General features: G+C 65.1%; 12 protein-coding genes. 3 read left to right on the top strand and 9 right to left on the bottom strand.

Annotation, left to right across the window (positions count from 1 at the left end; genetic code table 11):
• Nucleotides 1–65 precede the first annotated feature (65 nt).
• From ACTHQS_RS09800 to ACTHQS_RS09760, 9 genes are all read right to left on the bottom strand, one after another.
• The gene (locus ACTHQS_RS09800; RefSeq protein WP_440168171.1) at nt 66–1,514 is read right to left on the bottom strand and encodes a glycoside hydrolase family 1 protein; all 1,449 of its coding nucleotides are present in this window, start codon (nt 1,512–1,514) and stop codon (nt 66–68) included.
• Nucleotides 1,515–1,528: 14 nt separating this feature from the next.
• Entirely contained in the window at nt 1,529–3,505 is a 1,977-nt protein-coding gene (locus ACTHQS_RS09795; RefSeq protein WP_440168169.1) for a glucose PTS transporter subunit IIA, read from the bottom strand.
• Nucleotides 3,506–3,961: 456 nt separating this feature from the next.
• The gene (locus ACTHQS_RS09790) at nt 3,962–5,170 is read right to left on the bottom strand and encodes an MFS transporter (RefSeq protein ID WP_440168167.1); all 1,209 of its coding nucleotides are present in this window, start codon (nt 5,168–5,170) and stop codon (nt 3,962–3,964) included.
• Nucleotides 5,167–5,562 carry a DUF2255 family protein gene (locus ACTHQS_RS09785; protein ID WP_440168166.1) on the bottom strand — a complete coding sequence of 132 codons (396 nt, stop codon included), beginning with the start codon at nt 5,560–5,562 and terminating at the stop codon, nt 5,167–5,169. The genes ACTHQS_RS09790 and ACTHQS_RS09785 overlap by 4 nt, the downstream gene beginning before the upstream one ends.
• Nucleotides 5,559–6,785 carry an MFS transporter gene (locus ACTHQS_RS09780; protein WP_440168164.1) on the bottom strand — a complete coding sequence of 409 codons (1,227 nt, stop codon included), beginning with the start codon at nt 6,783–6,785 and terminating at the stop codon, nt 5,559–5,561. Before ACTHQS_RS09780 ends, ACTHQS_RS09785 begins: the two co-directional genes overlap by 4 nt.
• 83 nt (nt 6,786–6,868) lie before the next feature.
• Nucleotides 6,869–7,891 (bottom strand): zinc-dependent alcohol dehydrogenase family protein, encoded by a 1,023-nt coding sequence (locus ACTHQS_RS09775; protein WP_440168162.1) that lies wholly within the window; start codon nt 7,889–7,891, stop codon nt 6,869–6,871.
• A 3-nt stretch (nt 7,892–7,894) separates the two neighbouring features.
• Nucleotides 7,895–8,236, bottom strand: coding sequence for a carboxymuconolactone decarboxylase family protein (locus ACTHQS_RS09770; RefSeq protein WP_440168161.1), 342 nt, complete (start codon nt 8,234–8,236; stop codon nt 7,895–7,897).
• A 55-nt stretch (nt 8,237–8,291) separates the two neighbouring features.
• Nucleotides 8,292–8,975: an NADPH-dependent F420 reductase gene (locus ACTHQS_RS09765; protein ID WP_440168159.1), complete on the bottom strand. Its 684-nt coding sequence runs from the start codon at nt 8,973–8,975 to the stop codon at nt 8,292–8,294.
• A gap of 48 nt (nt 8,976–9,023) precedes the next feature.
• Complete coding sequence (locus ACTHQS_RS09760) at nt 9,024–9,386, bottom strand: cyclophilin-like fold protein (protein WP_440168157.1); 363 nt, start codon at nt 9,384–9,386, stop codon at nt 9,024–9,026.
• Nucleotides 9,387–9,708: 322 nt separating this feature from the next.
• On the opposite strand from ACTHQS_RS09760, the gene ACTHQS_RS09755 reads away from it, so the two are divergent.
• From ACTHQS_RS09755 to ACTHQS_RS09745, 3 genes are read left to right on the top strand one after another with little or no spacing between them, the layout of a single operon-like run.
• Nucleotides 9,709–10,656 (top strand): helix-turn-helix transcriptional regulator, encoded by a 948-nt coding sequence (locus ACTHQS_RS09755; RefSeq protein ID WP_440168459.1) that lies wholly within the window; start codon nt 9,709–9,711, stop codon nt 10,654–10,656.
• The gene (locus ACTHQS_RS09750; RefSeq protein WP_440168155.1) at nt 10,656–11,063 is read left to right on the top strand and encodes a (R)-mandelonitrile lyase; all 408 of its coding nucleotides are present in this window, start codon (nt 10,656–10,658) and stop codon (nt 11,061–11,063) included. The genes ACTHQS_RS09755 and ACTHQS_RS09750 overlap by 1 nt, the downstream gene beginning before the upstream one ends.
• A complete protein-coding gene (locus ACTHQS_RS09745; protein ID WP_440168154.1) occupies nt 11,063–12,046 on the top strand; it encodes an aldo/keto reductase in 984 nt (327 codons plus the stop codon). Before ACTHQS_RS09750 ends, ACTHQS_RS09745 begins: the two co-directional genes overlap by 1 nt.
• Nucleotides 12,047–12,569 lie beyond the last annotated feature (523 nt).

Here is a 12,569-nt window from a genome sequence, read left to right as displayed (position 1 = left end):
AAATGCATTGCGGTGGTGCGGGGCTCTACCCCGCACCACCGATGCGCTACAGCCTATGGTGGCAGTCAGCGTCCGGGCTGAGCTGCCGTTGGGGCCGCATGCTCCAGTCGCTCACCGCGGGATGCGATGACGTCCTGGTACCAGAAGTAGCTGTCCTTGCGGATGCGGGCAAGGTCCTTCAGGTCATCCTCGGTGCGGTCCACGAAGATGAAGCCGTAGCGTTTGGAGATGCCTTGGTGCGTTGACACCAGGTCGATTGCCGTCCAGGGGCAGTAGCCGAAGACCTCGACCCCGTCGGTGATGGCCAGTTGGATCTGTTCCAGGTGCAAACGCAGGAACTCGATCCTGTAGTCGTCGTGCACGCGGCCGTCCACCAGTTCATCGAAGGCGCCCAGCCCGTTCTCGGTAATGATCAGCGGCAACCGGTACCGGTCCCAAAGCCGGCGCATGGTGGTGCGGAACCCCACTGGGTCAATCTCCCAACCGAAGGCGTTGACCGGCAGGTGTTGGTTTTTTTCTGCCCGGTACAGGCCGACTTCGCCGCGCACGACCTGTTGGTCCCCGCCCCGGACCTGGATGTCCGAGGCGTCACCGCGGGAAGCACCCACGGTCTGGGTCGAGTAGTAGTTGAAGGCGAGGAAGTCCGGCTTCGCGCCGGCCAGGAGGTCCAGGTCTCCGTCCAGGATTTCCGGCTCCCATCCCTTGGCCTTGAGGTATACCCATGCCAGCGGGTGGTAGCTGCCGCGCACGGACAGGTCCGTATAGAGCAGGTTCCGGATAGCGTCCCAGTCGTCCGCCGCGATCACGTCCTCGGGCGCGCACGTGGCCGCGTACACCGAAACGATGTTTGGCGCGGGTCCGATCTTAGCCTCGGGAAGGATCTCGTGGCAGAGGATCATGGCTTTGGCCTGCGCCAGGAACATGTGGTGGTTTTGTTGGTACAGCTCCCGCCCGGCGACTTGGCCGCTGCGGCCTGTGGTGCCGATGGCCCGTCCGTGCAGGATCATCATGTTTTGTTCGTTGATGGTGAGCCAGTATTTGACCTTTGAACCGTATTCCTCGAAGAGGATCCGGGCGTACCGTTCGAACGCGTCGATGGTGCTCCGCTCGGACCAGCCACCGCGTTCATCGAGGGCTGCGGGCAGGTCGAAGTGGTACATGGTCACTACGGGCTCGATGCCACGGGCGAGGAGAGCGTCAATCACGCGGTGGTAGTGCGCGATGCCGGCCGGGTTAACCTCTCCGTCGCCGTCGGGGACGATGCGGGTCCATGCGATGGAGAACCGGTATGCGGTGAGGCCCAGTTCGGCGAAGAGTTCCACATCCTCGTCAAAGCGGTGGTAGTGGTCGGCGGCTACGGTGAAGTCGGTGACTCCTTCCGGGCGGTGCATGTGGCTGTCGATGACGGATGGGCCTTTGCCGTCCGCGTCCCAGGCGCCCTCTACCTGGTAGGCGGAGGTGGAGGCTCCCCAGAGGAAATCGGCGGGGAACGGTGTGAGTTGTTCGTGCTGCATGCGGATGTCCCTTTCTAGCGTCCGACGGCGGCGATCAGAGTGCCGGGCACGACGTCGCCTTGGGCCAGTGGCTGGACGGGTGCGTCCTTGGGTCCGTTGGTCACGACGACGAGGACGGTGGCGGGGTGGCCGGCTTCGCGGATGGCGTTGAGGTCAGCGGTGACGAGTCGTTGTCCGGCTTCGACCCGGGTGCCGCGGGCGAGCGGGTTGTGGAAGCCTTCGCCCTGCATGGTGACGGTGTCGATGCCGACGTGCACGAGCACCTCTGCCCCGTCGTCGGTTTTGATTCCGAAGGCGTGGCCGGTCTTCATGGCCACCGCGATGGTCCCGGTGACCGGGGAGACGATGGTGTCCTCGGACGGTTCCACGGCGATGCCGGGGCCCATGGCGCCGGAGGCGAAGACGGGGTCGCTGACCTGGGTCAACGGGACCACCGAGCCTGCGCAGGGAGCTGCCAGTTGGATGGTCTCGGTCCGTACCAGCGTGGTGGTGGCGCCGGCGGTGCCGGCGGTAGCAGCTGATACACGGCGTCCGGAAGCCGCGGGGGCTTCCTCTTCCACGGACGGAGCTGCCTTTTCGTCCGTCGCCTCGATGACGGGCTTTTCGTATTTGAAGGACAGGATGAAGGTCAGCCCGCCGGATACTACTGCGGCGATGGCGAGGGCGATGATGATGTTGATGAGGTTCTGCAGGGAATTATCGCCGATGTAGAGAAACACGGCGGGCAGTCCGGAGGAGCCGGTGGCGAAGCGGTGCGTCTGGGTCAAACCGGCGTACAGGCCGCCGGCGCCGCCGCCGATCATGGCCGCGATCAGCGGGTAGCGCTTGGGCAGGGCGATGCCGTAGAGGATGGGTTCGGTGATGCCCATCAGGCCAGTGATACCGCCTGCGGTGGCGATCTGGCGGGTCTTTTTGTCCCGGACGCGGAAAGCGACGACGAGTGATGCGACGCCCATGGCGATGTTGGATACCAGGGCTCCGGGGCCGAAGATGCTCTCCTTGCCCGTTTGGGCGAGCTGGACGACGCCGAGTGGCGCGATGCCGTTGTGCAGGCCGAACATGACCATGACGGGAAGGGCCGCACCCACCAGAAGGGCGGGCGCCCAGGCGGCGTTGGTGCTCAGGAACCCGAAGAAGGAGCCGAGGTAGCCGCTGAGGATGCTGCCAATGGGCCCGAGGACAACAAGGGCCAAGGTGCCCATGATGAGGAACGTGAGCATGGGCACGAAGACGAGGTTTACGGACTTGGGGACGATCCGGGTCAGGAAGCGCTCTACGTAGGACTGTGCGAGGACCACCAGGATGATCGGGATCACCGCCCCGGAGTAGGTGGCCAGCGGGACCGGCAGTACGTCGAAGAAGCTGACCGGGTCCTTCTTGGCGACCATCGCGGTCCACACCGGGTGCAGCATCATAGCCGCTACCGCTGCGGCGAGGATGGGGCTGATCTTGAGCTTCTGCGCGGCCGTAAAGGCCAGAAGCACCGGAAGGAAGTAGAACACGGCGTCTGCGAACATGTTCACCAGCGCATACGTCTGTGATTCCCGGGACACCAGGTTCAGGACCACCAACACTGCCAGCAGCGCCTTGACCATGCCGGCGCCGGACAGTGCAGGGATTACCGGCTGGAAGACGCTGGCGACGAAGTCAATGATGGCCGTGCCGGCGTGCTTCTTGCCGGTTCTGGCTGGCTGGCCGGTAGAACCGGCGCCGCTTGGGGCGGCCGCTTTGGTCGAGAGGTCACCGACTTCGCGTTCGATCTCCTCGAAGACGTCCTGGACGTGCGTCCCGACAACTACCTGGAAGACGCCGGCATTGGACAGGGACTTGGCGATGCCTTCGGTGGCATTCAGTTCATCGAGGGCGACGGCCGATTCGTCCCGCAGGACGAATCGGATCCGGGTCTGGCAATGGTATGCCTCGATGATGTTGGCTTTTCCGCCGATGAGCCGCACGATTTCGGTGGCTAAGGGAGCATATTTTTTGCTCATGATTTATCCTCGCGTTCTTCAGACTGCTTACTGGCAGTCGGGGGAGGGCAACGCGGCTCGGGAAGCTTTCTCTGGGCACAAAAAAAGCTCAAGCCGGTTGACCGATGAAGGTCGAAGAGCTTGAGCCTTGCCCCGCGCGCAGCGGGTTACATACCCAGGTCTCGAAAGAACCAAGAACAGTGTGGCAGGTGATACGTATCACGTCAACCCGGCATAGCCCGGGACGGCGGATCCGATATTGATGGTCCGTGGCCCGCTCCGTGCCGGACGCCAGGGACAACACCGACGAGCTCACCCGCAATGGTGTGAACACCCAACGGACGGCTTCGGGGAAGCCGGACCAGGACCTGGAATCACAAGCCACTGATCGGTATTTGCGGGGAGTGTCCAACGAAGGGTGCTCCAATTCCAGCGAAGTGGAACACCCTTCGGTGACTGGAAGAGGACGCCTGCTTCTCAGGGGTGGGCGGGGTTGGTTGTGTAGGCGCCGGTGGTACGTCCGATGGCCCATACGCTCAGGGCGATTCCGGCGATGACGGCTCCGGCGGCACAGACTAGTGCCCAGCCGCCGGCGACGTAGAGCGCCGACCCGGCAGCGGATCCGATGGCACCGGCGACGAAGTTGGTGAACACGAAGGCGGTATTGACGCGGCTGCGTGCTTCCGGAGCGGTCTCGAACAGGCGGACCTGGTTGAGGAGGTTCTGCCCCTGCACGGCGACGTCGAGGACGATGACCGCGACGAGCAAGCCGATCAGCGACGTGGGGGCGAAGCCGGCGATGACCCACGCTATGAGGGCGGCGACCCAGGCGATGCCGGTCGCGGGGATGGACCAGCCCCGGTCGGAGAGGCGTCCTGCTCGCTGCGCGGCGAGAGCGCCGACGAGTCCTGCAAGACCGACGAGTCCGATCTGGGTCACGTCGAGGGAGAGCGGTGCTGCGGAGAGTTGAAAGGTGAGGACGGTCCAGAACATGGTGAAGCTTGCGAACCCGCAGGCCCCAAGCGGGAGTGTCCAGCGGACGGCACGGTGGCGTGCCACGACGACAAACACGGAGCCGATCAGTGCCGGGTACGCCAGGGACGTCTTGGCGGGCACTTCCGGGAGCACCCGCCAGAGCACGACGGCGATGACCGCGGTCAGTGCTGCGGCGACGAAGAAGATTGCCTGCCAGCCCGCGACGCCGGCAATCAGGCCGGAGACGGTGCGCGAGGCAAGGATGCCGATCAGGAGACCGGACGTCACGATCCCGACCATGCGACCGCGCGTGGTGTGGTCCGCGAGGTCTCCGGTCAACGGGGTGAGCAGCTGCCCGGACACCGTGGTGATACCGATGGCCGCGGACATCACCAGCAGCACTCCGTAGCCTGGGGCAAGCGCGGCGCCCAGCAGCGCCAGCGCGGACACGGCCATCAGGGCGGGGATCAATCGTGAGCGCCGCAGGACATCGCCCAGGGGAACGAGCAGCAGAACTCCGAGGGCGTACCCGATTTGTGTAAGGGTGACGATCAGCCCGGCGCCGGAGGCGGTGAGCCCGAAGTCGTGCCCGATCAGCTCCAGCAACGGCTGGGCCCAGTAGAGGTTGCCGACCGCGACGCCACCGGCGATGGCGAACAGAACAGCGAGGTTGCGCGTCATCCGCGCTGCTGGCTCCGTTTGAGTGCTCATGCCCCGGCCTCACTGTCCGAGTTGGCCGGAGCGATCTTCACGGTGGCGGCCTTCGCGCGGGCGCCGATCATCGGTGCGAGGTAGGGGCTGCCCGCGTATTTGCTGCGGTAGGCGGCGTCAACACCGTCGCTGACGGCTGCTTCGGCGGGGGTGAAGGTGACGTTAAGGGTGTGTCCCCCGGCGCTGATTCGCCCTCCGCCCTTGCTCATGGCGGAGGCGTGCCACCGCGAGGCGACGCCGTTGTAGGCGCGGACGTACAGGTCGCCGTCGACGACGACGGACCAGATCCAAGTCGGGGTGCCGTAGGTGGTGCCGTCGGTGCGGAACGGGGAAATGTGAAGGTCGTCTGTGCCGGCGATGTCCGCGAGGACGGTCGGGTTCCAGGGTGTCACGGGGTGCTCCTGTCGGTGCGTGAGGGATGAAGGGCGAGGATGGCGATGGCCGCCGCGATCGCGACGAGGCCGGCGTATCCGGCGAACAGCTGCGGGAGGGTAATCAGTCCGGCGAGCCTTCCGGCGATAAGGGCGGGTACGGCGGCACCGGTGTAGGAGATCACGTAGATCGTCGACAGGGTTGCCCCGCGCTGACGGGCCGGAGTGTGCTCGAGGATCGTCCGGGTGCCGCCGGAAGCGACCACCCCCTGGGCGATCCCGCCGAGAAGGCTGCTGATCAGGAACGGGATGATCGCCCCGGCCCAGAGCGCGAGGAGCGCCCCGAGGACGGCGAGGGTGAAGATGATCGAGCCAATGCGGATCGCCCGGCGAGGCCCGAGTCTCCCGGCGATAGGGCCACCCAGTGGGGCTGCGATCATGATCGATGAGAACACGGCCGCTGCAACCAGGACGCTGTCGCTGCCCAGGTTGTCGGTGGTGATCGTGGGCGCGAACGCCTGATAGAAACCCCCGATGCACCAGGTCCCGACGAACGCGGCGCCGACCGCGAACACCAGCCTCCCTGCACCATCGGGGACGCTGATCTGAGGGCGGAGGGAGCGCCGTGCTCCCGGCGCGGGGGTGGATGTTTCCGGCGCGAACAAGAGGCCGACGCCGAGAACAGCGAGGACGGCGGCGATCACAACGAACGGGAGCACCCTGGGCAGGGGCGCGGTCTCGACGAGAACCGCGGCGAAAAGGGCACCGAGCGGGATGCCGAGCATCGGCCCGCTGCCGGTGATCATCGCCGGAAGCCACGCCGGTTTTCCCCGCGCCGTATCGAACACGTACGCGCCCATCCCGGATGCGGCGGGCCCAGAACCGAGGCCTTGGAGCAGCCGGGCGACCAACAAAGCCGGCGTCGTGTGCACGCCGGTCATTAGCAGTGACCCGGCGATGGCGAAGCCGATGGAGCCGAGGATCACGGGTTTGCGCCCGGTGTGATCGGAGAGTCGCCCGAGGACAAGCAACGAAAACAGGGTGCCCGCGAAGTAGCCGACGGCGCCAAAGGCGAGGTCTCCGGTCGCGATGCCGTCCTCGGCCCGGTACAGGTCGTACAGCGGGATGGGCGCCCCGGCGGCAGCGAACACCATCACGAACGCTGCCGCAGCGATGATGAACGAGGCTCCGGCTGGAAGCCGAGCCGCTGCCTGGGACGACGACGGCACGGTTCGGGTGTTCATGCGCGGCTCTCCTTTTCGTGGTCTTGTGGTGGGCGATGTCAGTCGAGGGCTCTGCCCGGGCGCGGCCCGGGAAGCGCCCAGGGTCAGTTCCCGGGGGTGAGGAGGACCTTGATGGCGCGGCGTTCGTCCATTGCTTTGTACCCGTCCGCGACCTGTGAGAGCGGGAGGGTGAGGTCGAAGACCTTGCCGGGGTCGATCTCACGCTTCCAGATCCGGTCGATCAGGTCCGGCAGGAACCTGCGCACCGGTGCGGGACCGCCATGCACATGGATCCCGGCGAAGAACAATTCGTCACCGGGAATTTCGATGCCATGGGCAACACCAACGAAGCCGAGATGCCCACCGGGACGGGTGGAGCGGATGGCCTGCATCATCGCTTCCTGCGTGCCGACCGCCTCAACGACGGAGTGCGCACCGAGCCCGTTGGTGAGTTCCTTGATCTTCGCCACACCCTCGTCGCCACGTTCCTCGACGATGTCGGTCGCACCAAATTCGAGGGCGAGCTTTTGCCGGGACACATGACGGGACATGGCGATGATGCGTTCCGCGCCCAACTGTTTCGCGGCGAGGATCGCGAGCAGGCCCACGGCGCCGTCCCCGACGACCACGACGGTCTTACCCGGACCCGCCTCAGCGGCGACCGCGCCGAACCAGCCGGTGCCGAGCACGTCGGAGGCTGCCAGCAGCGACGGGATCAGGTCGGCGTCAGGTATTCCGGGGGTGGCGACCAGGGTGCCATCGGCCATGGGGACGCGCAGCAATTGTGCCTGGGCGCCGCCGACGAACTCGACGTGCTCGCACCGGGACTGGTAGCCGGCCCGGCAGATCTCGCAGGTGTTGTCGGAGGCGAAGAAGGACCCGATCACAAAGTCACCGACCTTGATCGTTTTCACGTCCTCGCCGATCTGCTCAACGATCCCGACGTATTCGTGACCCATCGCGGTGGGGTTGTGGACCGGGTTGATGCCGCGGTAGTCCCACAGGTCAGATCCGCACACGCAGGAAGCGGACACGCGCAGGATCGCGGCGGTGGGTTTTTCGATTACCGGGTCGGTGCGCTCTTCGAGACGCAAGTCACCGGGGGCATGGATAGTGACTCCATACATTCTTTAGTTCTCCTTCTCGGGGGTGAAGACCTTCTTGGCCACGGCCATTGCGGCCATGCCGTTGGGCCAGCCGGTGTAGAAGGCCAGCTGCAGGATCGCTTCTTTCAGTTCGTCCTCGGTGACGCCGTTCTGGCGGGCAAAGTCGAGGTGGAAGGTGAGCTGGTCGGTCTTGCCCATCGCGGTAAGGGCCGCGACAGTAATCAGGCTCCGGTCCCGCTTCGAGAGCCCGTCCCGTTCCCAGACCTCGTCGAACAGCACCCGGTCGGTGTAGTGCACCATTCCGGGCGCGAAATCGCCGAACGCGTTCTGGCCGCCGGTCCAGCCGGTCTTAGGGGTCTCAGTCATGGTTGGTTCCTCCTGCATCTCTGACGGCGCAGCCGTCTGATGGGGTGTGCGTGGTCTAGCGGACGATGGCGATGTTGAAGTCGAAGGTGTCAAGAGCTCCGACGAGTTCGAAGTACAGCCGGGAATACATTTCCGCGCCGCGGGCTCCGCGGATGCCGCCGAGGTCTACGATCACGTCTTCGTCCCAGCCGAATTCGCGCAGGAGTGCGCGGGCGGTCTCCTTCGCGTCCGCGTCCTCGCCGGCGATGAAGATGTTGTGCTTCCCGGGTACTCGTCCCGGGTCGACCATGACCTCGATGAACACTGTGGTGAGCATCTTCACGACCCGCGCCTCGGGGTGGGCGCGCTGAATCTGCTCAGCGAGGCTGTCGGTGTTCGCGACCGTCAACGTCGGCGGCATGCCCTCGGAGAAGTCGAGCGGGAGGGCAACATCGATGAGGACTTTGCCTGCCAGGTTCTCGGCTCCGGTGGCCTCGAGCGCGGCCAGCGAGAGGGCGCCGTGCGTCGCGTTCACGATGACTTCGGCGCGGGCGCCGGCTTCGGCGAAGGGCAGGAGTGCGATCGTCGAGTGGGCTGTGTGCCAGTCGGAGAACGGCGGGTTCCCCATGGAGTCGGAATCGGTGCGTGCGAGGGTTTGCCCGACGTCCCTGGTGCCGATCGCGACGTCGTGGCCGAGTTCGCTGAGCCGGGCGGAGAGGCCGCGGCCGACCATGCCTGTTCCCAGGACGGTGATGTTCATATCAGTTTCCAATCGTTGATGTTGCGGGGAAGGCTGGCGCGGAGGCGATCACTGAACCGCCTCGATGGTCAGGGTGAAATCGGCTCCCGCATTCGAAATGACGTCGAGGCCGTCGGTGACCGTGCCCAGACGGACGAGTCCCGGGTCCGGGACCGGTCGTGAGTCATCGCTGCGGTAGAAGATCGCGACCTCGCCGGTCGGGGACCAATAAGAGATGTCACCAGGCTCGAACGTGAACACCCGTTCCCCGTCGGGCCCCAGTGGCCGTGGCAGCGGGCCCGGCTTCTCTCTTCCGAACAGGTCGTACATTGTCACCGTCACCGGCAGGAGTGAGGCAAAGTCACCGGCGGTGGGGTTGTCGAATAGCGCCGCCATCGCGCTCCGTCCGTTGACGGTCAGTCGGATCTGCAAAGGAAAAGGTCTCCTGGTCCGGGTGGTTGTTGGGGTGGGTGTGGTTACCGTCGGACGTTTCTGCGGAGTAACAGCAAACGTCGTCGGTACCGGTCCCGCAGGGTATGCGCCCCTGCCCACCGACAGCGGGGCGGATGCTGCCGACGAGCGGATCATGCCCAGCACGGTCGGCGCTGTGACGGGGCTCATGCGCATGCGAGGTCCTTTGTTCCGTGGGGTGTACCTCTATGGAACTTCCTTTAATTGGTGCGTGGGAGTCACTGGTGATAGGTGTACTGACAGGGCATCCCTCCCGTGACGGCTCATGCGTAACGTAGGGGTCATGGACAACCGGAACGAGGTGCGTCAATTCCTCACCAGCCGCCGCGCGAAGCTCACACCCGAGCAGGCCGGCCTCCCTGCTGGTGGCAATCGCCGTGTCGCAGGACTGCGGCGTAGCGAGGTGGCGATGCTCGCCGACACGAGCATCGAGTATTACGCGAAGATCGAGCGCGGGAATCTGGCCGGCGTCTCCGACTCCGTCCTGGACGCCATCGCGCGGGCCCTGCAACTGGACGATGCTGAGCGCGAACACCTGTTCGACCTCGCCCGCGCCGCGAACGGTGCCGCCGTTGCCGTACCTCGCCGCAAACCGAAGCAGTGGGTCACACGGCCGGGGCTGCAGCTCGCGCTGGATGCCATCACCGCGAGTCCGGCGTTCGTGCGCAACGGGCGGATGGACATCCTGGCGGTCAACCCCCTCGGCGCCGCTTTCTACGACGAGGTCCTGGACGGACCGGGCCGGGGAAACCTGGCACGCTATAACTTCCTTGACGAACGCTCCCAGATTTTCTACCCGGACTGGGACGCCGCAGCTGACGTCTGTGTCTCGATCCTCCGTACCGAGGCAGGCCGGGATCCCCGCGACAAGCAACTGCACGACCTCATCGGGGAACTGTCCACCCGCAGTGATGAGTTCCGTACCCGGTGGGGTGCGCACAACGTGCGCCGGCACGGCTCAGGGACGAAGAACTTCCACCATCACGTCGTGGGAGAACTGACCCTCAGCTACGAAGGCCTCGAACTCACCGCCGAGCCGGGATTGTCGTTCCTGATCTACACCGCCGAACCCGGCTCGCCCTCCCACGAGCGTCTCCAGCTGCTCGCCAGCTGGGCCGCGACCCAGCAGGCGTCCGCCGGGGAGAGCACCACCCGTCATCGTCACGCCACAACGAACGCAGAGAAAAGCGCCCCATTGAGCGCAACCAGAAGCATTGAGGAGAAATACTGATGGAGATCATCCCGAAGACCGCGACGAGCAAGGGCCCGGCGGAGACCTTCACGGGCGATGTATACGTGGATGCGATCGCCGCACCGCGCGAGCCGGACCAGCGCATGCTCGTTGCCCGGGTCCGGTTCACGCCCGGCGCGCGCACTGCATGGCACTCCCATGCCCTGGGCCAGACACTGCACGTAACCGAAGGCGTCGCGCTGCTCGGCACCCGTGACGGGCAGGTCATCCGCGCCACCCCAGGTCAGACGATCTACACCCCGCCGGGAGAGGAGCACTGGCACGGCGCCACACCCGAAGACTTCATGGAACACCTTGCGCTGCTCGACAACGCTGACGACCCGTCGACCACCACCGACTGGCTGGAGCATGTCACGGACAAGGACTACCGGCAGGGAGCCCGCTGATGCACACCCGCACGCTCGGACAAGGACTCGAAGTGTCCGCCATTGGTCTTGGCTGCATGGGCATGTCCCAGAGCTACGGACCCAACCCCGGGACCCGTGAGGAGATGATCGGCGTCCTGCGCTCCGCCGTCGACCACGGCGTGACGTTCTTCGACACCGCTGAGGTCTACGGCCCCTACGTCAACGAGGAACTCGTCGGCGAGGCCCTCAAATCCGTGCGCGACCAGGTTGTCATCGCCACCAAGTTCGGTTTCGACATCGCCGGCGGCAAGGGCGGACTCAACAGCCGCCCGGAGCAGATCCGACGAGTGGCCGACGACTCGCTGCAGCGGCTGCGCACCGACACGATCGACCTGTTCTACCAGCACCGCGTCGATCCCGATGTACCGATCGAAGACGTCGCCGGAACGGTCGCCGAACTCGTCACCGAAGGCAAAGTGCGCCACTTCGGGCTCTCCGAAGCATCCGCCCACACCATCCGCCGCGCCCACACCGTACACCCGGTAACAGCGCTGCAAAGCGAGTACTCTCTCTGGACCCGAGACCCCGAAGCCGAGGTCCTGCCCACGCTCGCCGAACTGCGCATCGGGCTCGTTCCCTTCAGCCCGCTTGGCAAAGGCTTCCTCACCGGCACCGTAGACCAAAGCACCCAGTTCGCGGCCGGGGACGTGCGGACCACGATTCCGCGGTTCAGCGAGGAGAACCGCACCGCCAACCAGGCCCTTGTCGCGCATGTCGCAGCGATCGCCAAGGCCAAAGGAGCGACGCCCGGGCAGATCGCCCTTGCCTGGCTCCTCGCGCAGCAACCATGGATAGTCCCAATCCCCGGCACCAGGCGCACATCGCGGATCCAGGAAAACGCGGAATCCACCCAAGTGGCGCTCTCGGCCGACGAGCATGCCGACCTCTCGGCCCTCGCCGACCGGGTGGGAGTTGCAGGCGCACGCTACAACGAACACCACCTCGGACTCGTCGGCCGCTGAGGCTTTGGGCAACCTCCATGGGTGAGCTATCGTTCAAGCTCACCCATGGAGATGACTTCTTGGCACAGGTGCAGCCGGCTCCTGAAACGGATGCTCGCCCCGTGCACCGAAAGTGATGAATCAGGTCTTAGGTAGGGTGCATTGCTCAAATGTCGTGAATCCCATGGGGAAAGAGCCGTCTCGCCCGTTTAACCTGTCTCGAAACCTCTTTGTGTTGAAACCCTAGCCATATGAGTCAGTTGGTCGCCGGGGTGCGACATTTAGCGATCACAGAACACCGCCATTTATCGCCGAAAGTCACAGACGGGGCTAAGAAAAATTCACATTGAGCGGGGTGCTCGCGTCTCTACAAAGGATCCTTTATCGAGACAGGAGAAGCGACTTGTCAACCGTTCGGAAGGCCCTCGCTTTGCACCGGTTCCAGAGAACGACGGCGGCTCAACAACGTGTCGCACTTGGGACTGTCTCAATTAAAGGGAAAGTGACCTTTGATGCCCCGGCGCACCCTGATGCATCGCCCTGC

Source organism: Arthrobacter sp. SAFR-044 (assembly GCF_051965175.1).
In the GTDB taxonomy this organism is placed as follows: domain Bacteria; phylum Actinomycetota; class Actinomycetes; order Actinomycetales; family Micrococcaceae; genus Arthrobacter.
This window is presented reverse-complemented; position numbering and strand designations above follow the sequence as displayed.

What these genes read in the sequence shown, in the direction of transcription:
- ACTHQS_RS09800 (WP_440168171.1), bottom strand. Translation starts at nt 1,514, where the DNA reads ATGCAGCACGAACAACTCACACCGTTCCCCGCCGATTTCCTCTGGGGA.
- ACTHQS_RS09795 (WP_440168169.1), bottom strand. Translation starts at nt 3,505, where the DNA reads ATGAGCAAAAAATATGCTCCCTTAGCCACCGAAATCGTGCGGCTCATC.
- ACTHQS_RS09790 (WP_440168167.1), bottom strand. Translation starts at nt 5,170, where the DNA reads ATGAGCACTCAAACGGAGCCAGCAGCGCGGATGACGCGCAACCTCGCT.
- ACTHQS_RS09780 (WP_440168164.1), bottom strand. Translation starts at nt 6,785, where the DNA reads ATGAACACCCGAACCGTGCCGTCGTCGTCCCAGGCAGCGGCTCGGCTT.
- ACTHQS_RS09775 (WP_440168162.1), bottom strand. Translation starts at nt 7,891, where the DNA reads ATGTATGGAGTCACTATCCATGCCCCCGGTGACTTGCGTCTCGAAGAG.
- ACTHQS_RS09770 (WP_440168161.1), bottom strand. Translation starts at nt 8,236, where the DNA reads ATGACTGAGACCCCTAAGACCGGCTGGACCGGCGGCCAGAACGCGTTC.
- ACTHQS_RS09765 (WP_440168159.1), bottom strand. Translation starts at nt 8,975, where the DNA reads ATGAACATCACCGTCCTGGGAACAGGCATGGTCGGCCGCGGCCTCTCC.
- ACTHQS_RS09755 (WP_440168459.1), top strand. Translation starts at nt 9,709, where the DNA reads ATGGACAACCGGAACGAGGTGCGTCAATTCCTCACCAGCCGCCGCGCG.
- ACTHQS_RS09750 (WP_440168155.1), top strand. Translation starts at nt 10,656, where the DNA reads ATGGAGATCATCCCGAAGACCGCGACGAGCAAGGGCCCGGCGGAGACC.
- ACTHQS_RS09745 (WP_440168154.1), top strand. Translation starts at nt 11,063, where the DNA reads ATGCACACCCGCACGCTCGGACAAGGACTCGAAGTGTCCGCCATTGGT.